The organism is Amycolatopsis sp. 2-15, assembly GCF_030285625.1.
GTDB lineage: Bacteria > Actinomycetota > Actinomycetes > Mycobacteriales > Pseudonocardiaceae > Amycolatopsis > Amycolatopsis carbonis.
Map to the genome: position 1 here is coordinate 7,115,548 of NZ_CP127294.1, position 21,454 is coordinate 7,137,001.

Below are 21,454 nucleotides of genomic sequence, written 5' to 3' on the forward strand. Positions count from 1 at the left end.
CCGGGTAGCTCCGCGTTGCCCGGATCCTCGCGGCCGCCGGCGCGCACTCCTGGCGCCGCCACGTGTACCCCGAGCCACCCCGGTACCTGCGGGTCCGTGACCGCCGAAATCGCCGGGAACTCCTTGTCCTACCTCGGCACTGCGACGACCCTGCTGCGGCTTGGGCTGTTCACCGCGCTGACCGACCCGAACTTCCTCCACCGCGGTCAGCGGTCGTACTTCGGCCAGGGTCTGGTGTCCCGGCGCCGGACCGAACCCTCGGTGCAACCCGCGGGCCTCCCGCCACTAACCGCTGTGGTGCTCTCGCACCTGCACGGCGACCACTTCGACCCGGTGGCCGCCCGGGAATTCCCCGCGGACTGCCGATCGTGACGACCGACCACGCGGCCCGGCGACTGCGGCGGCGCGGGTTCCACGCGCCGGTCCCGCTCGAGCCTGGCCTTCCGAGCGGTTCACCGACGCCGGCGCGACGCTCACCGTGACCGCGGTACCGGCCCAGCACGCGCCCGGCCGTACTACCGCAGCCACACCGAGTACGGGCGCGGTGGACGACCTGGTCGACTGCAGTGCGCTCATCGACGATCACCAGTCCTCCTGGCCGGCCCGGCTCTCACCGCGATTCCCCACCGTCGAACTGCGGGCCTCCGATGCCAGTTCCACTGTGGACGGTTCACTGCTGCAAGCCGCTCTGGACCGCACCTGCGGACCGATACGAGAACTCACTGGTCAAGGTTTTCGTCGTCGTCCCCCTGCTGGCGCTGGTCGCGGCGGTGCCGTTCGCGTGGGGCTGGGGCCTGGGCTGGGTCGACCTCGCGCTGGCCGCCGGGTTCTACGTCCTCACCTGCCTCGGCGTCACGATCGGATTCCACCGCTATTTCACCCACGGCGCGTTCAAATCCCGCCGTGCACTTCGGATCGCACTCGCCGTCGCCGGCAGTATGGCCATGCAAGGTCCCGTGATCACCTGGGTCGCCGACCACCGCCGCCACCACGCCTTGGCCGACCGCGAAGGCGATCCGCACTCCCCGTGGCGCTAGGGCACCTCACCCGCCGCACTCGCCAAGGGGTTCTAGCCCGGCCGCCGTGGTTGCCGTACCACCCGCAGGGCTGTCGCGGAGGGTACGTCGCGAGACGCAGAACCGGGACCACGCCAGGGTCTCCTCGGCCGTACATCGAAGCAGGCATCCCCGCCGGCGCACGGACTACGGCCCCGGCGGACTCCAGGCGTGACCGCGCGGCACCACCCGCCTTTCGAGGCCACCGTCGCATTGAACACACCGACGCGCCGGTCACAGCGGAGGGGGACCGCTGCCGATACCCGCCTCGCTCCAGCGGTACCACGCCGACCAGCCGGCCGCCGAGGTCCGGGCGCCGGGATGCGCGGCCCGGGTCACCCGGCGGAAAGGGAGGGATTCCGAAGTTGGCGGTCATGATCGCGTCGAACTCCGCGCGCAGCCAGGCCGTATCGGCGCAGATCAGCTCGGCGAACCCGCTGGTCGCCATCGTGTGATGGGTGGTGCCCGGCATCCTCGATCACTCCCCAGCAACGTCGTCGTTGTCGACACCAGGTCATGTACCGCTCTCTTTTTCTATAGCGCTCACTGGAGTTTGTGGCATGCGGTCGCTTTTCTCCACCCTGCACAACATCGTGCACCTGCTCTTCGGCATCGTCGGCCTGGCCTGCGCCCGCACCTCACGCGCCGCACGGCTGTACCTGCTCATCGGAACCCGCTAGAGGCGCTTCACAGATGAATCGAAGTTGTTGCCGCCGAAGCAGGGGAAGTTGTACCCGGAGTTCGGCGAATCACAGCTTCGCCGGCCCGTGTAGTGGTAGCCCTCGTACAGGCAGAAGCTCTGCGGCGAGCGATTCCACTGCGAACTCGCCGCCGTGGTCCAGGCCCTGGTGAGCGCGTCCCGTTGCCAGTCGCCTGAGCGTGGTCAACACCAGGATGTTGAGTCAATGCTGATCCGTGTGGACGAGATCGCCGCCGTCAGAGGCCCTCGACGGCACGCGGTGCCCTCATCGAGTTGATCGTGGATGCGCTACTGCGCAGGCTGCCGGCCGAACTCCCCGTACAGGCCCGTACTTCACCGCGAGGCACAGTTCGCTGACGGTGAACCCCGGAATCGGGCACGCGGCGAGACGCGTTTGCAAGGCATGAACAACGACTACGCGGAGCCCGACCCGCTGGACGCCTACTCGGCAATCGTCACCTCCGTCGCCGCGCAGCTCACACCCCGCGTGGCGGCGTTGGCCGTCCGCTCCCGCAACGGGGAATCCGCCGGGTCGGCCGTCGTCCTGACCGCCGAATCCCATCTGATCACCAACTCACACGTCATTTCCGGTGGCGACCACGGCACCGCGGAGTTCGCCGACGGCACCGTCGCGCGCTTCGACGTCGTCGGCAGCGATCCCCTCTCCGACATCGCCGTCATCCGCGCCGACCGGGAAATCCCCGCCCCACCGGAATTCGGCGACATGTTCTCGGCGTCGGTCGCGGCGCAGCACTACGACGGCCTGTTCGTTTCCGCATTCGGCTTCGCCGCGTCCCACTACGGCCTGCCCGACATCGGGTTCCTCGCGTGGCCCGACATGGTCGCCTTCGTGCAGCGGCTGCGCCTGGCGCTACCCCGCCACCACCTGCTGGTCGACATCGCCGACGGGTACGTCGGCCCCGAACGACGTGGCAGGCGACCTCCGCCGCGCCCGAGCCCTGTCCCGCACCGACGCGGACGTGGTCCTCATCGACGGCGTCCGGTCCGCCGAAGCGATCACGGAAATCCGGCGGATCATCGGCGACAAGCCGTTGCTGTTCAACCAGATCGCGGGTGGCAAGTCGCCGGGCCTGTCCCTGCCCGAACTCTCGGCCCTCGAGGTCGACTTGGCGATCTATAGCACGCCATGCCTGTTCGCCGCGCAGGAAGGCATGGACAACGCACTCATCCGGCTGCGCCACGCCGACGGGCGCCTCCCCGAGCTCAACATCGACAGGGTCGGTGTGACACCGCCGCTCGGCTTGCTCGAGCACAACATCAGCCGCCACCACGGAACTCCGGTGCGCGCCGGCAGGTGACACCAGGTGCCGACCGGACCGTCGCACCGGCCGGCGCCCCCGCAACCGAGGCAACCTCGACGACCCGGTCATCGCCCCGGCTCCCTGGCCGACCCGCCCCCTGCCGGAAGCGATTAGCTTCCTTCCCTCCGGAGACGACGAATCGTGACTGCTGCGGCGTTGCCCGACTTCGGGCTACGCGGACCGCGACGGGCCCCTTGGTACTGGTGGTACTCGCGCTGGCGATGGGTCGCGGCCGTTGAGCGTGGCCGAGGTGTGGCACGCGCTGACTCGCCCGGCACTGACGCGGCGCGCGCGGCGCTGGCGGTCGTGGTGGGTGTGGACCTCACCGTCGCGGGTGTGCTCATGCTGGCGTCCAAGAACGCGGCCTCCAGCGCCGCAACCGACTGAAGCTAAACTAGTCATGCTCCGGACTCCGACGCCTCCGGGCAACACTTGGCGGGACTAGTACGGGCTGAGTGCGGCCCGTCCTTGCCTATGTCGTGGGGATCGGCTCGAAGCCTGCGAGCATCTGCTCGAGTGCGGCCTGGTCCGGGCCGATGAACGGTTCCGACTCCGGCGCGACCGCGAGCATCTCCAGATACTCCGGTGTACGCCGCAACGCCGGCGGCAGGTGGGTGCTCAGCAGCATCGCCGGATCCAGTGTCTGCAGCGGAGTGAGCGTGTCCAGATACCCAACCCGGTCGACGATGTGCACCCACGGACTGTCGACCGTGGCCCACAACAGCTGCGCGGCGCGTACGTCACTGGATGGTGTGTCACCGATGTCGCTGCAGGTGGCGAGTTCGGCGCTCGGCATCGGGGCGCCGAAACAGTCGGAGCTGAAGTAGGCCTGAGTACGTTCGTCGTAACACCCGACCGTCGAGGGGCTGTCGAACAGCGGCGGGCGCAGCGCCGTCAGGCGCCGGTCTCCGACGTCGACGGACTGCCCGGGATTGAGCAAGTAGACCCGGCTCATCGGCAGCGGTCGGTAGGTCGACATGATGCCGACGCCCAGGAACGTCGTGATCACGCGAGCCCGTGGAGCGGCATCGAGCAGGTCGAACAGGGCTCCGGTGTGGTCGCGGTCCGGGTGGGTGAGCCAGATCCACTCCACATCCCCGATTTCGACCAGCGAGCCCAGGGCGTCCATGAAGCCACGACCGGGAAGGCTGAGGCCGGTGTCGATGACGACCGGCTCGTCGGCGTGCAGGACGAAGGCGTTGACCGGCAGGTACCCGACCCCCGGCACCTCGAGCTGGTCGGCGAGGACGCTGATGTCGGGGTTGATTCGATTGATCTTCATCGGAAACCACCGTCGAAGACGAACTGGATCATCGACAGGCCGGCGGTGTCCAGATCGAGGACGGTCGGTTCGAATCCTCGGGCGATCTTCAGGCCGAGGTCGAACGGTGAGGCGCCGTTGTCGAGCGCCGCCCGCAGGGCCGCACCGACCTGACCCCGGGTCGGTTCCACCAGGACGGCCTCACCCTCCCGGCGCTCGCTCCGGCGGACCACCGTCACCGGCACGCCACCGGTGAAGTTCAGCCGCCAAGTCCGACGCGTGAAGGCGGTGAGAACACCGTCGATGTCGTGCAGGCCCATCGGGATCCGCAGCACCTTGCCGGTACGCCTGCCCCGCACCTGCACCAGGGAGACGGTGCCGATCCGGGCCGCCAGGACCCGGCTGGTCAGCACCCGTCGCACGAGCGGGTTGACCATGCGCATCAGCGCCGGTGGCGGTGTACTGAGCTGTACGCTCATCATCGATGTCATGGTTTGGCCTCGTCTCTGTGCCGATACACCGACGCTAGGCACCTGGCTATCCACGCGGTATGCCACAAATCTGGTATCCGATGTGCCGCGTGCGGCGACCTATGGTTGGTGGATGAGGGCGGATACGCTGCAACGCGCCGCCGACAAGATCACCGGGCTGTGCGGCCGGCCCAGCGATCTGGTGTCGCTCTGGCAGGAGTCGACCGAGGTGCTGGCACGTGCGGTGCCGCACTACTGGACGCCCTGCTGGTACACGCTCGATCCCGCTTCGCTGCTGATGACCAGCCACTTCCACCCGGGCCTGTACGAATTCCCGCGCGAGTGGCTGGTCAGCGAGTACTACGACGACGACGTCAACCAGCTCGTCGACGTCGTACGGTCCCCGTCAGGAATATCCACACTGCACGAAGCCACCGGTGGGCAACCGTCGAACAGCCCCCGCTGGCACCGCAACATGACCCTGGGCGGCGACCAGGAACTGATCACCCGGCTGCGTGCCAGGTCCGGTCAGGTGTGGGGCGCTCTCGCGCTGTACCGCGCACCGGGCGAACCGACCTTCACAGAGACGGAAAAGGCGTTCCTGCAGTCGGTCGCGCCCGCACTGGCCGACGGCGTTTGCCGGGCCTTGCTGCTGGGCCAAGCCAAGGAGCCCGAGTTTGCCGACTCCCCCGGGCTGCTGGTGCTCGACGATGCCTGGGAGGTCGAGTCCGCCACACCCGCGGCGGCACAGTGGTTGGCCGAGTTGCCTGACGGCGACTGGGCCGCGGGCCGCCTGCCCTCCTCAGTGATCACGCTCGCCGCTCGCACCATGCGGATGGCGCGCAGTCCGGACACCCGTGACATCGCGGTCAGCCGGGTACAGACCCGCAACGGGACCTGGGTGGTGCTCCACGGCGCACCCCTGACCTCGACCGGTACCCACCGGATCGCCGTGATCGTGGAACCGGCCCATCCCGACCGCATCTACCCGCTGCTCACGTCGGCGTACGGGTTGACCGAGCGTGAAAAGGACATCACCGGACTGGTGCTGCAGGGCGCGTCGACCGCCCAGATTGCGTCCGAGCTGGTGGTGTCCGCGCACACCGTCCAGCAACACCTGAAGAGCATCTTCGACAAAACTGGCGTACACAGCCGCCGCGACCTGGTCGGCAAGGTCTTCTTCGCGCACTACGAACCGCGGTTCCGCGACAACGAAACCCGCTCCCAACATGGCAGGCCCCTGCGCGGCCACCCTTGGCCCCTGCCCAGAGCCTGACCACCGTGCCGTACGCCCTCACGAGCGCGCCAGCCCGGCACGTGAGCCCCGGCAACGCCTGCGTGAGGTGCCGCAGGGACCCGACTGGCGCGGAAGCAGCACACGGTGTCGTCGACGTACACGTGCAAAACGGCGAGGAAATGATCCTCGCCTACAGCAGCGGAGAGCCGGAACCACCCGAAGTCACCACGTCCGAGACCGGATTCCCAGCATAATCCGGGTGAAGATACCCGGCTCCGGGAGGCGAGGAATCGCCTGGCTTCACGGCGACTCAGACATCGATCCGGGCAGCGCATCGCCAACCGCGTTCGGTGCGCTCGCACCTGACCTCCCGCCGTGACACGCCCTTCGGGATCGCCCCAGCCGGGATGACGGCGCCGAGGTCGGTGATCTGGCAGCGCAGCCCCACCATCGAGCCGTCCACGACGACTCCCTCGACCGTGACCGGGATCCGGCTCCGCGTCCGCATCATGGCGACAACCCCGTCAAGCAGCGCAACCAGGACCGAACCACCCGTCGAGCCGCCGGCCTCGAACCACCAGGCTGCGCACACACCCGTAGGCCGTGCGCGGACGAAACTCTCCACCAGCGCCCGCACGGCTTCCGCCAGACACGCTTCCCGCGTCGGCCCCCACGCTTCGATGCGCAGATCAGCGTCGTGCACAACGCGCCGCGCACCACGGGCGTTCTGCTTCAGCACCGGTCCCTGCCCGGACCTCCCCACTCCGACAGTGTCCAGACGACTGCCTCCGTCGACCTCACCCGGACCACGTGAATCGTGAGCCCCGGACGATCCCCACGCTCCGAAAGCATGTCGCATCAGGGTCTGAACCGGACGAATTTCACATCGGGTCGCCGAGTGCGCCCAGCTTGTCGCTGCGGTCCGGCGACGATGGATGCGGCTAGCTCGTTGTGGAAGCGCAGCCGGCGTGTGCAAAAATGCACAACGCATCGCGGGATAGAGCGGCGCTCGCCGGATATCAGTCCTGAAACCCGATCATCTTCTTGATCGTCGTCTTGATTCCCCGTTCGACCCGGGTGACCGGCAGCCGTTCGAAACGGAACTCCGGGGATACGATCCGGCGCGCGCCGAATCGCTCCTTGAACTGGCCGAGTGTGCCGGTGCCGGATTCTCCGAGGTAATAGTAGCGGCACCCGGCCTCGCACGCGTCCTGGATCGCCCGCGCCTGAATCAGGTCGGTGGCTCTGTAATGCTTCAGTCGTTCGTCCATGGCCCCACGGAAGTCGTGCGCGTTGACCCCCCGCGCCACGAGGCTGGCCGCGGCGGGCCGGCCGTCGACGCGGGCCACCCACACCTGGAAGCGATCGCCCAGGCGGCGTCCGATCGCCTCGAACTTCTCAAGCGGATCCCGCCGGTGCAGCCGTCGCCTCGCGAGCCAAGCCGGCTCGTGCTGCTGACGCGCCCATCGCAGGACCGCACGTTCCATCAGTGCGTAGAACTCCGGAACGAGCTCGCCCCCGGTTCCGCGTTCCACCGTGACACCCCTGCGCTCCGCTGTCCGGACACCACGGCGGGAGTTCTTGGTGAACCGCTGCGCCCAGACCTCGTCCCACCCACCCTGCAAATCGAGCAAGTGCACGTGGTGCGGATGGACGAGAGCTCGCGGGTGGTGCGCGTCGCGCCACGCGTCCATCGCGAGCGGGCCAGGCGACACGGACTGGACCACAACACGCCGCTTCGCCAGGTCCTCGAGCACAGCGTTGACCTCGCCGGCCTGCACCCCACCCGCAGCGAGGATCCCACCCAGCCCGCACGCCGGCGGATTGGACTGCTCCGCCGGGAGGAACGCGGCCGCCAGCGGACGCCAGAGCATCGGCAGGACGAGCGTGCGCCCTCCGGCCGTTTCATACAGCCTGCTCACATCTCGCAGTCGGCGGGCGTCGCACATCGCGTCAGCCCATTCCGGAGATTGGCTCTCCAGAGCGTACGGATCACTGCGCATGATCGCCACCCACTCCGCACGGGGAGCCGGACTGATCATTTTCACCAAACTGTCGGCGGCCGGTACGTACACCTGCCCGTCCGACAGATTTTTCACGCCTTTCCTATCCATGACCCGGCCCCGTTCACTCCTCACCCACGGCCGTTGCGCGCAGGTGGCGTACCTGGTAATTCGTCCGATTCTGCGCAAGGGTTACACAAGATCGTTGAAATTTCTGCCCCGACAAGTCATTCGGATCGGCACTCCGCTGTAACAGGGCCAATCAGCTCAGCGAATTACCGATGATGAGGTGATGCCGCGAATACACGCGGCGAATCTGTGCACACAGGCGGCGAACACCATGCTGGAGGGCTCTTCGATGAGGCATTCTCACGGCGAGAAACCGATCTTCGACGGTGATCCGCTCGTCGTGGCCGATCTGCTCTCCGACCTGGCCGAAGTCGTGCACCGGCTGATCGATCGCGTGGCCGCACACGACGTCCTCGACTCATACCTGCTCGCCGCCGCCGCGGTGCAGATCGTGGAAGACCACCTCCAGCGGGACACTTTCGCCTTGCACCGCGCCGCCTCGTACCTCCGTGACCGGGGCACAGCCACGGTCGTCCCGGACCTGCTGGGCAAGGTCGCCACCGCCCTGGAAATAGCGACATCGTCACGGGCCGCCGAGCGGCGAGCAATCCGCTGGCGGGACGCCGCGGCGACGTTGCGCGACGCGGCCGCCCTGCACGTGGTCGCCGACCCAACGGAGGCCGAGTTCGAGTTGTGGGCGACCGCTGCTGTCCGCCTGCGCGGCTCCCTCCCCTCGCTCGACCGCGATCTCGCCGGCGCGGTCCTCCGGATTCCGTCGTGTTTCCGGAGTTTCGATCAGGAACCAGCCGACATGGTCGCGCTCGCGACGCGGCTGCGGCTGCGGTATCCGGACCGCGGACGGCCGGTTGTCGTCCTGGGGGTGCGCACTTCGGGCAACTACCTCGCGCCGCTGGTCGCCGCGGCCCTGCGCGACGCCGGTTTTCGAGAGGTGCACGCCGAGACGGTGCGACCGGGCCACCGGCTGCGGCCGCCCGTGCGCGCGCTCGTGCGGTCAGCCTCGTGGCGCGGAGGCAGGATCGCCGTGGTCGACGACCCGCCCGAGACCGGGCAGTCGGTCGCCGACGTCGCCTCGGCCGTCTGCAGGGTCGGGGTTCCGGAAAGCGCTGTCACGCTGCTGCTCCCGCTGTTCGCCGACACCCCACCGGACACTTTGGCCCGCTACGACTCTGTCACGTTGCCCTATCGCGAGTGGGCGATCCACGACCGGCTCGAAACCGAGGCCGTGGTGCGGTCGCTGTCCGCGCTGCTGGGCCGTCCGGTTCGTTCGGTCAGCCCGGTGCCGCACACCGGGGTGTCCCGCGGGAGAGAGCATGCCCGTACCGTGTTCGACGTCGGGTTGCCGGACGGCGAACCCCGGCGCATCGTGGCAGCCGGGGCCGGGCTCGGGTTCTTCGGGAGGCACGCGCTCGCCGTCGCGCACGCAGTGTCCGACCACCTGCCCCACACCTATGGCTTCCTCGACGGGATCGTGTTCCGTGACTGGTTGCCGACCGAGCAGCGGCTCCGGGCTGCCGGCACAGCAGATGCGGAACAGCTGGCGAGCTACGTCCGCGATCGCGCGGCCGCCCTGCCTGCGGGAGCCGACCACGCCGCCGGGCTGGCCGGCCGGCAACCGGCGTGGGAGGCGGCGAGCCGCGTGCTGCAACGCAACTACGGCCGCGCCGGCGTAGCCCTGCGGCCCGTTCTGCTCGATCCCCTGATCCGCCGGCTGTGCGAGGTGGCCGAACCCTCCGTCGTCGACGGCGCGACCGGCCTCGACCACTGGTTCCGCGGTGCCACCAGGCTGTACAAAGTGGACGCTGATGTCCGCGACTTCGCCAACACCGATCTTGCATGCTACGACCCAGCGTACGACCTCGCCGGCATCGATCCGGGCAGCGCGGACCCCGCGTTCGCAGAGTCCCTGCGCCGGGAGATGCCGTGCGACCCCGAACGGTTCCTCCTCTACGAACTCGCGCACCTGTGGGACCGGGAACGCGAGGGCCGGCCCCTTCACCGCGCCGGCGCGCGAGCCGTCCAACACTACCTACGCGAGGTGCTGTTCGCCGGAGTGCACGCCGCTGCGGACGGTGCGGTGTGCGCACTCGATGTGGACGGGGTGCTCGAATCGGACGCGCTCGGGTTCCCCATGGCCACTCCAACCGCCGCACTCACCCTGCGTGCGCTGCTGGCCCACGGCTTCCGGCCGGTCCTGGTCACCGGCCGATGCTTGGACGAGGTCCGCGAGCGGTGCACGTCCTACGGACTGACGGGGGGCGTCGCCGAGTACGGATCGGTCGTCTTCCACGACGGAGCGGCGCACGATCTCGTCCCCAGGGCGGGCGTCGACGCGGTAGCCCGGGTCCGGGACGTCCTGGCGGCCCGGACCGACGTGGTCGTGGACGCGGACTACCGGCGCATCGTCCGCGCCTACCGACACGGCTCCGGCGGGGTTCACCAGGCCCTGCCTGCCGCAGCGGTCGAGCGCGTGCTGGAGCAGGTGGGAGGCGCCGCCTCGCACCTGCGCGTGATCGCGGGCGACGGCCAGACCGACTTCGTCGCCGCGGCGGTGGACAAGGGCACAGGGCTGGCCGCGCTCACGGCCCGGCTCGGGGTCGACGCGGTGGCTTGGGCGGTCGGGGACACCGCGGCGGACCTGCCGATGTTGGAGGCTGCGACTGTCGCCTACTCACCCGGCAACGCGGACGAGCAGGTGCGCGCGTCCGGAGTGCCGGTGCTGCGGCGGCGGTACTCCGCCGGGGCCGCGCAGGCTGCGGCACTGTTGATCGGGCATCGTCCGGGCGCCTGCGAGAGGTGCCGCCAGCCTGCCCACACCGCGCGCACCCGCACATTGCTGACCCTGCTCGACGCGTCCAATGCGGGCGCACGGGGGCTGCCCGTCGCCGTTGTCCGGTGTCTATCGAAGGTGGCGGTGAGCACCCGATGACGACCGCGGTGCACGGGCAGCCAGAGCGAGCGGCCGCCGCGCGCGGGGCACCTCCCCGCCGCTCCCTGTATGGCCATGGCTACGCGCTGGTACTGAGCTCGGCGCTGACCTCCGGGATCGGCCTGGTGTTCTGGGTCGTCGCCGCGCACAGCTACGACCAGGCCGTCCTCGGCCGAAATTCGGCACTGGTCTTCGCGATCATGTTCCTGGCCGGGGTGGCGCAGCTGAATCTGATGAACCTGCTCATCCGGTTCGTCCCGGTGGCCGGGCCGCGGGCACGCCGGCTGGTGGCCCTGGCGTACCTCGTCGGTGGCGGGCTGGCGGGTCTGGCCGGTCTGGGCTTCGCGCTCGGCATCCGCTGGTGGTCGCCGGGCCTGGCAGAGCTCCTGCACGGTCCGGTCGCGGTCGCCGGGTGCGCGGCCGCCTGCGCGGTCTGGGCGATCTTCGTGATGCAGGACGGGGTGCTGACCGCCGTCGGCCGGGCGCGGGTGGTCCCCGTCGAGAACCTGGTGTTCTCCGTCGTGAAGCTCGGATTGCTCGCGACCCTCGCGGCGGCGTTGCCGCACGGCGGGATCACCGTGTCGTGGATGGCCGCCACCGCGGTGGCCGTACTCGCAACCACCGCGTACCTGTTCCTGCGTGCGCTGCCCGCGTATGAAGGCACAGCGACCACCGGCGAGCGGATTTCGCCGCGGGCGCTTGCCGGCTACCTGGGCGGTGATTTCGTCGGTGCGACGTGCTGGCTCGCGTGCACCCAGCTGCTGCCGGTGCTGGTGCTCGGTGTGCTCGGCGCCCGGTCGACCGCGACCTTCGCCGTGGCCTGGACAATCGCTTACGCGCTCTACCTGGTCCCCGCGGCGATGGGGCAGTCACTGGTCGCGCACACGGCGCTCGATTCCGAGAGCGTGGCCGCGGCCCGGGTGGGGGTCGAGCGGCGATCGCTGTTCCTGCTCTTGCCGGTGGTCGCCGCGCTGACCCTTGCCGCGCCCTGGGTCTTGCGGCTGCTCGGCCCCGACTATGCCGACGCAGGCCGCTGGGGGCTGCCGCTGATGGCGGCCTCGGCGTTGCCCAACATCGTCGTCGCGGCCGCGGTGAGCCAGGCTCGAGCGTTCCGGCGGACCGGAGTGGTGGCCACACTCCTCGGGACCCTTTCGGTGCTCGTGCTGGGCCTCGCCTTGGTCCTGATGCCGGCCTTCGCCATCGTAGGAGTCGGTCTGGCCGTGCTGGCCGGGCAAACCGTCCTCGCGGGCGTGATCCTTTTGCTGCGTGCCGAGTGGGTGCCGCGGCCCATCGTCGGCCCGCTCGCCGGCGTGCGAAGCTGGAGCTTGCTGCGCCGGATCGCTCCGACCGCACTCAGGTCCCGGTCGTGGTCCCTCCAACACCGGTTGCGCGGGCGGTCGGACTCCGCGATCGCCTCGGTCGGCCCCGGCGACCACCGGGCCGCGCTGCTCAAGGTCGCCGACACCGAGCAGGGACGAAAAGCTCTCCTTCACGAGGTGAGCGCCCTGCGCCTGCTGCACGAAGATCGCCGGCTGGACAGCTGGCGGCACCTGGTGCCGACCGCGTACGACGTCGGGAACGCACTGGGGGCCTCCTACAGCATCCAGCAACTGCTGCCAGGCGCGGACGCGCGCGCCCGCGTAGCCGATCCGGCAGGACGCAACCGGTTCGCCGCTGCGGCGCTCGCCGTTCTCGGAGGACTGCACCAGTGCACCGCGGAACTGACCCGGGTCGACGAGCGCCTGGTCCGACAACATGTCACCGCGCCTGCGGAACTGGTGCGGGCGGCGGTCGCGAAACGCGCCGGATCCGCGGTCGACCAGCTCGTGGCCGAGCTCGCCACGGGTCTGCGGGGCCGGCGCCTGCCCGTGGGATGGGTCCACGGCGATTTCAGTGCCGACAACGTGCTCATCGACGCCGACGACCAGGTCACCGGCGTCGTCGACTGGGGGCAAGCGACCAGTGCCGGGCTCGTCGCCGTCGACGTGGCCGGGCTCGTACTGGCGACGGCGGCGACCGGGCGGGAACTCGGCGCGGTGGTCTCCACGTGGCTCGCTCCGGGTGCAGCGCCCGCGCTCGCCGAGGTGCTGCACCACCGAAGCACGCTGGGTGGCGATCCGGTATCTGTTCGCACGCTCGTGCTGCTGGGATGGCTGCACATGGTCTCGGCCAATCTCGCCAAGTCCTCGCGCTACGGCGCGAACCCGATCTGGTTGCGCCGCAACGTCATCGCGGTGCTGCACACCGTCGGCGGGGGGCTCCCGTGAGGGCCGATCCGGCGTCAAGCGCCTGGGCGAGGCGGAGAGCCGGCCGCAACTCCGAGCAGACCATGGTCCGCGACGGCGCGTCGCTGGTCGTGGGCGCCGTGCTGACCTCACTCGTCGGCGTCGCGGCGTGGGTCGTGGCCGCCCGCCTGCTGCCCCAGGACGAGGTCGGCCACGCCTCCGCATTCGTGTCCGGATTCCTCCTGGTGGCCGGCCTCGGCGACCTGGGGCTGGCCGCCGCCCTGATGCGCTGGGTTCCCCGCGCCGGTGTCCGCCGCACCGGGCTCATCGCCCGCTGCTACGGCCTCGTGCTCGCCGGTTCCGTGGTGGCGGCGGTTGCCGTGCTCCTGCTACCCACCGGCGACGAGATCACTGAGAGCCTTCCCGAGTTCAGCGCCGCCGCGTTCTTGTTCGCCGCAGTGGCCTGGGCGCTGTTCCAGTTCCAGGACGCCGTGCTGGTCTCGCTGGGCCGGGCCCGCTGGGTGCCCTACGAGAACGCCACGATCGGCCTGGCGCGCGTCGGCATCCTGGCACTCGCCGGACCGGCACTCGGCGCCACCGGCATCCTGCTCTCCTGGATCCTCCCGGCCGTCGCGGGCGTGGCGGTGATCTCCGTCGTGCTCTACCGGGTGCTCACCCGCGAACCGGAGCCCTCCCTGGCGCAGCGGACCCCGGTCCTCCCGGACCGGCGCGAGGTGCTGCGGCTGCTCGCGCCGACGTATCCGGCGAAGGTGACCGGCGGCGTGCTGACGGACCTTGTGCCGTTGCTGGTGATCGGCCGGTTCGGCCCAGCGACGGGCGCGGTTTTCTTCCTGGTGTGGATGGCCGGGAACACCGTGGACTACGCCGCGATCAGCTTTTCCCAGTCGATCATCGTGCGGATCGCGCACGAACCCCACCGCACCCGCGAACTCTTCGGAATCGGATGCCGCAAACTCGCGATGGTCTTCATCCCGGCGCTGCTCCTCGCGGTCGCGTTCGCGCACCCGCTGCTGTCAGTGTTCGGCCAGGCCTACGCTGACCAGGGCGCGTGGTTGCTGCGCCTGGTCATGCTCGGCTGCCTGCCGAGACTGCTCATCACCCTGGTGGTCGCGACGGGTATCGCTCACGGACGCGGAGGGCTGGTCGCCGCGCTCGAAGGCAGCAGCGCGCTCGGGGTGATCGGCGTGGTCGCCGTGGTTCCCATAACGCACCTGAATCTAGTCGGCGTGGGCTTCCTGATCGTGCAATGTCTGGTGGCCATCGGCGCCGTCGGTGTGCTGTGGCGATGGCGAAACCAGACGACTCGACCGAAAGAGGCCCTCGGATGAGCGCCCGCGGCCGGGTCGCGACGTGCGTGTTCCTCGCGGCGACGTTCGCGGCCGCGTGCGCACCCTCCACATCGGACGGTCCGCCCACGGCGAGTCCGACCACTGCACCCGACACCGCCACCGGGGCGAACGCAGCCGTGCCGCGGCCCAGCCACGTGGTCGTGGTGGTGTTGGAGAACCACGGGACCGAGCAGGTGTCAAGCAACAGCCAGGCGCCGTACCTCAACGAGCTCGCCGCCGCGGGCGCCCGCTTCACCGACGCCACCGCCATCACTCACCCGAGTCAGCCGAACTACCTCGCGCTGTTCTCCGGCGACCCCCAGGGCGTCACCGACGACTCCTGCCCGCACACGTTCCCCGGTCCGAACCTGGCTCGCCAGCTGATCGACGCGGATTACAGCTTCGGGGCGTTCGCCGAAGACCTGCCCGATCCCGGCTACCCCGGCTGCCGATCCGGCGACTACGTGCGCTGGCACGCACCCTGGGTGGACTTCACCACGGTCCCCGCCGCGGTGAACCGGCCGTTCACCGCGTTCGGACCGGACTACACAAGACTGCCCGCCGTGTCGTTCGTGATCCCGAACATGTGCCACAACATGCACGACTGCGACACCGTAACTGCCGATGCCTGGCTCCGGGCGCACCTGAGCGCATATGCGAGCTGGGCCGCCACGCACAACGGCCTGCTCGTGGTGACGTTCGACGAGGCCGAAGACACCTCGGCGACGAACGGGATACCGCTGAGCCTGACCGGTCCGATGATCCGGCCGGGCACGTACGCGGAGCCGGTGAACCACTACCGGTTGCTGCGGACGCTGGAAGCCATGTACGGCTTGCCCGCACTGGGCCACGCCGCCGACACGAAACCGATCAGCGATGTCTGGCGTCCCTGACCCGGGGAACGGGCGCGGCGACCGTCGCGACCGTCCACAGCGGAATCGGAAATGGGCGATCCCCGAAGCCGGGGGCGCTCTCGCCGCAGCGCGCCGGCGCGCGCTCGCTCTCGCCGGGCCGCTGGCCCGTCCCATCGGGTCGCTCGTCGCCGTCCGCACGCAGGCACCGGAAGTCGTCCTGACGTTCGACGACGGGCCTGAACCCGGGGGGACCGACCGCGTGCTCTCGGTGTTGTCGGACCACGCCGCGACGGCGACGTTCTTCGTGCTCGTCGACCGCGCCCGGCGGCACCGCTCGCTGGTGCGCGACGTGCTGGCGGGCGGCCACGAGATCGGCCTGCACGGGATGGATCACCAGAGGCTGTCGCGGCTACCATCCGCCGTCGTGCGCACGCTGCTCGCCTCCGCCACGGCAGAGCTCGAGGACCTCCTCGGCACCCAGATCCGCTGGTTTCGACCTCCCTACGGTGCCCAGACGCCGGTGGTGTGGCGCGCGGCCCGCCGGCAGGGACTCACGTCCGTCCTCTGGGGCCCCTGCGCCTGGGACTGGCTCGACCGCCCGCCCGAACTCCTCGCCGCGCAGGCGTTGCGTGGGCTCGGACCCGGTGCGGTGCTACTGGCCCACGACGGGCACGCGGGGCCCGAAGACGGTGCGGACGACGGTCCACGGCCCGCGTTCGATCGCGGTGACCTGGTCCGGCGGGTGCTGGCCGGCCTCGACGAACGCGGGCTTCGGGGACGCTCCCTGTCCGACGTCCTGGCCACGGGCGAAGCCCGGACCGTGCCGTGGTTCCTCCGATGAACCGCGCCCGGATCGCCGGAGTGGTCGCGGTTCTGCTCGCCGCGGTGCTGACCGGCTGCTCCCCCGCTTCGCGCAATGGGGTCCCGGCTCCGGAACCCATCGTGGGGGTGACCCACACCCAGGAAAGCGCGGACGACTACCCCGCGGGGCAGGTGGTCGCCGCGACCACGACCCTCGCCCGCCACCCGATGCTCCAGAACCAATATCTGATGGGCTGGGGTGCGGACAACCCCGAACCCTCGCCGGCGGTGTTCGACTGGTCCTCCTTGGACCAGCGGATGAACCTGATCAGGCAGACCCGCGGCGTACCCGTCCTCACCCTCGCCGGCGCGCCGGACTGGATGAAGGGCGGTCCAGCCGGCACCACCGACTGGAGCCGCCTGAACACCGCACCCACCCGTGCGCACTACGGGGACTTCGCCGCACTCGCCGCCGCCGCGGCGGCGCGCTATCCGCAGGTGCGGTACTTCCAGGTGTGGAGCGAGCTGAAAGGCTTGTACGACGAGGCCGCGAACCGCTGGGACTACGAGGCCTACACCGAGCTGTACAACATGATCTACGACGCCGTGAAGAAAGTGCGCCCGGATGCACTGGTCGGTGGACCGTACGTGGTTCTCGACACCTGGTCGGCAGCGGGCACCCCGGCGCCCTCGGCTCTGTCCGGTCCGTGGGGTGTGGTCGACCAGCGCGCGCTCGACGTGATCGACTACTGGAACACGCACAAGCACGGCGCCGATTTCCTTGTCGTGGACGGGTCGAGCGGCACCCGGGACGCCGGTCTCACCACCGACGCGTTCCGCGCGACGGCGATGTTCGGCGCGGTCAGCAGCTGGCTTCGAGTCCGGGTCGGCCTGCCGGTGTGGTGGGCGGAGTTCTACCCCACGCAGCCCGGCGGACCACAGTGGTCGCAGGAAAGCCCGGCGCCGGCCGCATTGAGCGTGGCCGCTGTCGCCCAGGCGCTGCGCGGCGGGGCCGCCCGGCTGCTGCTGTGGCAGCCACAGGCTTCGGCCGACGTGCCTAGCGCGGCATTGTGGACGACGCCCACGGCGAACTCCGCTGCCGCGCTGCTGCCCCTCTCTGCGGCCTGGACCTGGCTCGCGGCCAACGTCGACACCCGGACCACGATCGACTATTTGCCGGCCGGCACAGTTCTCAAGATCATCGCGGACCGGGAAGTGCTCACCGTCAACCTCACCGCCGGCGAATTGATCCCACCGGGACAAAGCACGCCCTTGCCGGCATATGGAATACTGATCACTCCTCGCCGCTGATCGCCCACGGCCGGCGCACGAGGTTGAAAAATTGCCAGGCTCGATGTTACGGCCGCATAACGTTCAAGCTTTGACGATTCGGGCATATCAGCACCGTTTGCCCACACGGCGCGTGGCTACCGGCGCACGGTCTGGGATTGCCGCCAGCACAAAGTCCGATCAGGACTCCGAAATATGCAACCTGACCTGCGAAGCTCTCGTGCCCGCCAGGGCACCGTGATCGTCGCATGAGCCGCTCGCGCTTCCCGTTAATCGTCACCACTCCCGGCCGCCATTTCTTTTTCACCGTAACGGTCACCAATCGGTGTACGACACCCGTATATCACCTTAAATCTGGGGCAACTTAACGCAATGGATCAGCGCAGAATGAATCGAGAAGAGGAGCGTTCGATGGAACGGTGCGCGAATCCGAAGATCAGCATTGTGATTCCCGCGCGCAACGAGGCACGCAATCTGGAGGTGATCCTTCCGGAACTGCCCGAAGTCAACGAGGTTGTGCTGGTGGACGGGCATTCGGTGGACCAGACCGTCGAGGTCGCGCGCAAGGTGCTGCCCTCGATCGTGACGCTGACGCAGACCCGGCGCGGGAAAGGAAACGCACTGGCGTGTGGTTTCGAGGCTGCCTGCGGGGACATCATCGTGATGTTCGACGCCGACGGGTCAGCCGATCCGGCGGAGATTCCCGCCTTCGTGGAGACCTTGGTTCGGGGCGCCGACTTCGCGAAGGGGACCCGGTTCCACCGGCACGGTGGCAGCGACGACATCACCGCGTTGCGCCGAGCCGGTAACGCCGCGCTGAACGGGTTGACCAATGCCCTTTACCAGACGAGCTTCACGGATCTCTGCTACGGCTACAACGCGTTCTGGCGAGACATCGTGCCCCAGCTCAAGTTGCCACCGACCACCGTGCCCGCCCTCGCTTCGGGAGGCTTCTGGGGTGACGGGTTCGAGATCGAGACCGTGCTGAACTGCCGAGTGGTCGCAGCGGGGCTGAAGGTCGCCGAGGTACCCAGCTTCGAACGGACCCGAATATTCGGCGAGACCAACCTGCGTACGTTCGCCGACGGCCTCCGGATCCTTCGCACCATCTTCGCGGAACACCGGAGGTACCGAGCTCGGAAGAGATCGGGCCTGTCAGGTACCGGAGACTTGACCGCGCAGGAGATCGCGTGATGGCCTTTTCGGGGGAAGACCGCGAGCGCGCACCGGCGACGTCGGTCGTCGTCTGCGCTTACACGACCGCTCGGTGGCACACGATCCGCGCCGCCCTTGCCTCAGCCGCCGGACAGACCCCGGCGCCGCTGGAAGTGCTGCTGGTGGTCGATCACAACCCCGAACTGGCGCGCCGCGCTCGCGCCGAACTGCCCGGAATCAGAATTCTCGACAACGAAGGACCACGCGGCCTGTCCGGTGCCCGGAACACCGGGATCGACCACAGCGTCGGAGACGTCATCGCCTTCCTCGACGACGACGCCGCAGCCCTGCCCGGCTGGCTGGCGCACTTGCTGGCGCCATACGCGGATCCGGATGTCGTCGCCGTGGGTGGCGCGGCTCGTCCACAGTGGCCGACGGGGTCCGGCCGTCCCGCCTGGCTGCCGGCCACCGGAGTGCTGGACTGGGTGGCGGGGTGCACCTACACCGGCCTGCCCACCGCACTCGCAGAGGTGCGCAACGTCATGGGCTGCACCATGTCCTTTCGCCGCACCGTGTTCGACGCGATCGGCGGCTTCTCCACCCGAGTGGGCCGGGTGGGCACGCTTCCCCTAGGGTGCGAGGAAACCGAGTTGTGCATCCGCGCCCACCGGCAGTTGCCCCGGGCCCGCATCCTGTTCGAACCGCGCGCGACCGTGACCCACCAAGTCAGCGTGGACCGGCTGACCTGGTCTTACCTGCGCCGCCGCAGCTGGTCCGAAGGAGTCTCCAAAGCCGCAGTGAGCCGGCTGGCCGGTACCGGACCCGCGCTCGCCGTCGAGCGCCGCTACGTCGCCCGCGTGCTCCCGGCCGCCGTGGGACACGAGCTGGTCCAGGCCGCACGGGGACGACCGGCCAACGCGAGCAAGGCCATCATCGCGATCGCCACCGCGCTCCTGGCCACGGCCGGGGGCTACCTGCGCGAGTCGGCCCGACGACGAAGCAGTTCGGTACCTTCCGCCGCCGAACCCGCCGTCACCGCGCCCGCGACGGCGGTCACCGAACTCGACATCCGCCACGGGCCGGAGGCACTGCCTGTTCCCGCGAACCCCGGGATCGTCTACCGCGACGCGCAGGTGCTCGTGCGTGACGGGCGCTGGGCGCTGGACCTGCTCCGGTTGCCCGTCACCGGTACGCGCGTGAATTCCGAGGACCTTCGCCTCGCCGCTCCGCCAACGCGGCCCGAACCGGGCTCGTGGACCCCGAAGGTGAGCGTCGTGGTACCAACGGCCGACCGCGCCGACAAGGTCCGCCGGTGCGTGAAATCGTTGCTGGCGACCGACTACCCGGACCTGGAAGTTCTGCTGGTCGACAACCGGCCGCACGCGGCCGCAGCCGCCGCGCTGGTCGAACTCGCCTCGGGCGACCCGCGGACCCGGTACCTCGCCGAAGCCGAGCCCGGTGTCAGCCGAGCCCGCAACACCGGCCTGGCCGAGGCGTGTGGGCCGCTGGTCGCCTTCGTCGACGACGACATCGAGGTCGACCGGTGGTGGCTCGCCAACCTGGTGGCCGAACTCGCCGACGAGACCGTCGACTGCGCGACCAGCCTGGTTCTGCCGACCTCACTGGACACTCCCGCCCAGCGGAAGTTCGAGCAGCTGAAGGGTTTCGGCCGAGGCGTGCGCCGCCAAGTGTTCGGTCCGGACCTATCCGGCGGCGGCTCGCAGAACCCGTTCACACCCGGGCAGTTCGGTCCCGGCGGCTGCGCGCTCTGGCGCCGCTCCACCCTGGCCGGCCTGGGCGGGTTCGATCCACTGCTCGGCCCGGGTACGCCCACCCGCGCCGGCGAGGATCTCGAACTGTTCCTGCGGCTCGCGCGCGCCGGTGGCTCCATCGTCTACACGCCGCACGCGGTGGCGTGGCACGAGCACAGCGCGGAATGGGCGGAGCTGCGCGATCACTTGCACGCCTACAGCATCGGGTTGTCGGCGATGTTCGTCCGCCACCTGCTGCACCGGCCCGGGGACGCCGGGGCGATCGCCGCGGTGGTGCCGAGCCGTGTCCGCCGGATCCTGCTCGCGCGATCCTCGCCACGAGACGATGGTTCGGCCGGACCGGGCGCACGGCTGCTGCTGGAGCAGCTCACCGGCCTGGCCTGGGGGCCGGCTGCGCTCGCGCGCAGCGCCTGGCGCGCGCGGTGCAGGTGGTCGCGATGCCCCTGAACGAGCGGCGAGCGGTGGCCGCGGTCCTGCTCGGCCTGACCACGACCGTGCTGCTGCTGGCGGCCTTCCGCGTGACCAGCGAAGTGCGGCTGTACCTGGACGTCGCGTTCGTGCTCCTGGCACCGGGGTGGGCAGTGGTCGCCCACGTGCGGCTCGCCACCCGCGCCGCGGAGTGGATCACCGCGATCGCGATCGGCCTGTCGGGGACGTTGCTGATCGCACAGATCATGGTCTCGACCCACTGGTGGCACCCGAAGGTGGGCTTCGTCATGGTCGCGGTGGCCACGTTCTTGGCGCTGCTGTGGCAGCTCATCGCGCCCCGCACCGCAGGGGCGGCGCGGTGACGAGACTTGCCTTGGCGCTTCCCGGGTTCAGGCGGTCCAAGGACCTCGAAACGCCGACGCAAGAATCCGTCCCAGGCAGCCCCTGGTGGCAGGGGCGCGACGCGCTGAGTCCCCTGCTCGCCCTCCTTGCCGCGTTGCTGTGGCTGATGGGGC

Annotated in this window: 19 protein-coding genes and 3 pseudogenes; 16 read left to right on the top strand and 6 right to left on the bottom strand. The window is 69.7% G+C overall.

Going from position 1 to position 21,454, the window contains the following annotated elements; genetic code table 11:
- Positions 1–96: 96 nt before the first annotated feature.
- The 3 genes and pseudogenes from QRX50_RS35215 (at position 97) to QRX50_RS35225 (ending at position 1,735) form a co-directional block, all read left to right on the top strand.
- Positions 97–372, top strand: coding sequence for an MBL fold metallo-hydrolase (locus QRX50_RS35215; protein ID WP_285967420.1), 276 nt, complete (start codon positions 97–99; stop codon positions 370–372).
- Positions 373–647: 275 nt separating this feature from the next.
- Positions 648–1,034, top strand: a pseudogene (locus QRX50_RS35220) (acyl-CoA desaturase); the annotation flags it as partial.
- Positions 1,035–1,615: 581 nt separating this feature from the next.
- Positions 1,616–1,735: a DUF4383 domain-containing protein gene (locus QRX50_RS35225; RefSeq protein WP_434533172.1), complete on the top strand. Its 120-nt coding sequence runs from the start codon at positions 1,616–1,618 to the stop codon at positions 1,733–1,735.
- Here the strand turns inward: QRX50_RS35225 and QRX50_RS49960 are convergent.
- A pseudogene (locus QRX50_RS49960) lies at positions 1,732–1,899 on the bottom strand (peptidase inhibitor family I36 protein); the annotation flags it as partial. The gene QRX50_RS35225 and the pseudogene QRX50_RS49960 overlap by 4 nt on opposite strands.
- A gap of 259 nt (positions 1,900–2,158) precedes the next feature.
- Here QRX50_RS49960 and QRX50_RS35230 point away from each other — a divergent pair.
- Positions 2,159–2,431, top strand: a pseudogene (locus QRX50_RS35230) (peptidase S1); the annotation flags it as partial.
- Here the strand turns inward: QRX50_RS35230 and QRX50_RS49965 are convergent.
- The gene (locus QRX50_RS49965) at positions 2,330–2,554 is read right to left on the bottom strand and encodes a hypothetical protein (RefSeq protein WP_353074203.1); all 225 of its coding nucleotides are present in this window, start codon (positions 2,552–2,554) and stop codon (positions 2,330–2,332) included. The pseudogene QRX50_RS35230 and the gene QRX50_RS49965 sit on opposite strands and share 102 nt — an antisense overlap.
- 130 nt (positions 2,555–2,684) lie before the next feature.
- Between QRX50_RS49965 and QRX50_RS35235 the strand changes: the two genes are divergently transcribed.
- Both QRX50_RS35235 and QRX50_RS35240 read left to right on the top strand, forming a co-directional pair.
- A complete protein-coding gene (locus QRX50_RS35235) occupies positions 2,685–3,074 on the top strand; it encodes a hypothetical protein (protein ID WP_285974781.1) in 390 nt (129 codons plus the stop codon).
- Positions 3,075–3,329: 255 nt separating this feature from the next.
- On the top strand, positions 3,330–3,464 hold the full coding sequence (locus QRX50_RS35240) for a hypothetical protein (protein WP_285967421.1): 135 nt from the start codon (positions 3,330–3,332) through the stop codon (positions 3,462–3,464).
- A gap of 85 nt (positions 3,465–3,549) precedes the next feature.
- Here the strand turns inward: QRX50_RS35240 and QRX50_RS35245 are convergent, their stop codons facing one another.
- Positions 3,550–4,359, bottom strand: a complete 810-nt coding sequence (locus tag QRX50_RS35245) for an oxygen-binding di-iron domain-containing protein (protein WP_285967422.1) — start codon at positions 4,357–4,359, stop codon at positions 3,550–3,552.
- The gene (locus QRX50_RS35250; protein ID WP_285967423.1) at positions 4,356–4,883 is read right to left on the bottom strand and encodes a hypothetical protein; all 528 of its coding nucleotides are present in this window, start codon (positions 4,881–4,883) and stop codon (positions 4,356–4,358) included. Before QRX50_RS35250 ends, QRX50_RS35245 begins: the two co-directional genes overlap by 4 nt.
- 58 nt (positions 4,884–4,941) lie before the next feature.
- On the opposite strand from QRX50_RS35250, the gene QRX50_RS35255 reads away from it, so the two are divergent.
- Entirely contained in the window at positions 4,942–6,084 is a 1,143-nt protein-coding gene (locus tag QRX50_RS35255; RefSeq protein ID WP_285967424.1) for a helix-turn-helix transcriptional regulator, read from the top strand.
- 271 nt (positions 6,085–6,355) lie between these two features.
- On the opposite strand, the gene QRX50_RS35260 is transcribed toward QRX50_RS35255, so the two are convergent.
- Together QRX50_RS35260 and QRX50_RS35265 are read right to left on the bottom strand one after the other, a co-directional pair.
- Positions 6,356–6,808 carry an archease gene (locus tag QRX50_RS35260; protein WP_285967425.1) on the bottom strand — a complete coding sequence of 151 codons (453 nt, stop codon included), beginning with the start codon at positions 6,806–6,808 and terminating at the stop codon, positions 6,356–6,358.
- Positions 6,809–7,064: 256 nt separating this feature from the next.
- Positions 7,065–8,144 carry a GNAT family N-acetyltransferase gene (locus QRX50_RS35265; RefSeq protein ID WP_285967426.1) on the bottom strand — a complete coding sequence of 360 codons (1,080 nt, stop codon included), beginning with the start codon at positions 8,142–8,144 and terminating at the stop codon, positions 7,065–7,067.
- Positions 8,145–8,406: 262 nt separating this feature from the next.
- On the opposite strand from QRX50_RS35265, the gene QRX50_RS35270 reads away from it, so the two are divergent.
- From QRX50_RS35270 to QRX50_RS35310, 9 genes are all read left to right on the top strand, one after another.
- Positions 8,407–11,064, top strand: coding sequence for an HAD family hydrolase (locus QRX50_RS35270; RefSeq protein WP_285967427.1), 2,658 nt, complete (start codon positions 8,407–8,409; stop codon positions 11,062–11,064).
- On the top strand, positions 11,061–13,331 hold the full coding sequence (locus QRX50_RS35275; RefSeq protein WP_285967428.1) for an aminoglycoside phosphotransferase family protein: 2,271 nt from the start codon (positions 11,061–11,063) through the stop codon (positions 13,329–13,331). The genes QRX50_RS35270 and QRX50_RS35275 overlap by 4 nt, the downstream gene beginning before the upstream one ends.
- A gap of 62 nt (positions 13,332–13,393) precedes the next feature.
- Positions 13,394–14,638, top strand: a complete 1,245-nt coding sequence (locus tag QRX50_RS35280; protein WP_285967429.1) for a polysaccharide biosynthesis protein — start codon at positions 13,394–13,396, stop codon at positions 14,636–14,638.
- Positions 14,635–15,531 (top strand): alkaline phosphatase family protein, encoded by an 897-nt coding sequence (locus tag QRX50_RS35285; RefSeq protein WP_285967430.1) that lies wholly within the window; start codon positions 14,635–14,637, stop codon positions 15,529–15,531. The genes QRX50_RS35280 and QRX50_RS35285 overlap by 4 nt, the downstream gene beginning before the upstream one ends.
- Entirely contained in the window at positions 15,515–16,333 is an 819-nt protein-coding gene (locus QRX50_RS35290) for a polysaccharide deacetylase family protein (RefSeq protein WP_285967431.1), read from the top strand. Before QRX50_RS35285 ends, QRX50_RS35290 begins: the two co-directional genes overlap by 17 nt.
- Positions 16,330–17,604, top strand: a complete 1,275-nt coding sequence (locus QRX50_RS35295) for a hypothetical protein (RefSeq protein ID WP_285967432.1) — start codon at positions 16,330–16,332, stop codon at positions 17,602–17,604. Before QRX50_RS35290 ends, QRX50_RS35295 begins: the two co-directional genes overlap by 4 nt.
- Positions 17,605–17,955: 351 nt before the next feature.
- Positions 17,956–18,777, top strand: coding sequence for a glycosyltransferase family 2 protein (locus QRX50_RS35300; RefSeq protein WP_285967433.1), 822 nt, complete (start codon positions 17,956–17,958; stop codon positions 18,775–18,777).
- Positions 18,777–20,957 carry a glycosyltransferase family 2 protein gene (locus QRX50_RS35305; RefSeq protein WP_285967434.1) on the top strand — a complete coding sequence of 727 codons (2,181 nt, stop codon included), beginning with the start codon at positions 18,777–18,779 and terminating at the stop codon, positions 20,955–20,957. The genes QRX50_RS35300 and QRX50_RS35305 overlap by 1 nt, the downstream gene beginning before the upstream one ends.
- On the top strand, positions 20,948–21,301 hold the full coding sequence (locus QRX50_RS35310) for a hypothetical protein (RefSeq protein WP_285967435.1): 354 nt from the start codon (positions 20,948–20,950) through the stop codon (positions 21,299–21,301). Before QRX50_RS35305 ends, QRX50_RS35310 begins: the two co-directional genes overlap by 10 nt.
- The last annotated feature ends 153 nt before the right edge of the window (positions 21,302–21,454 follow it).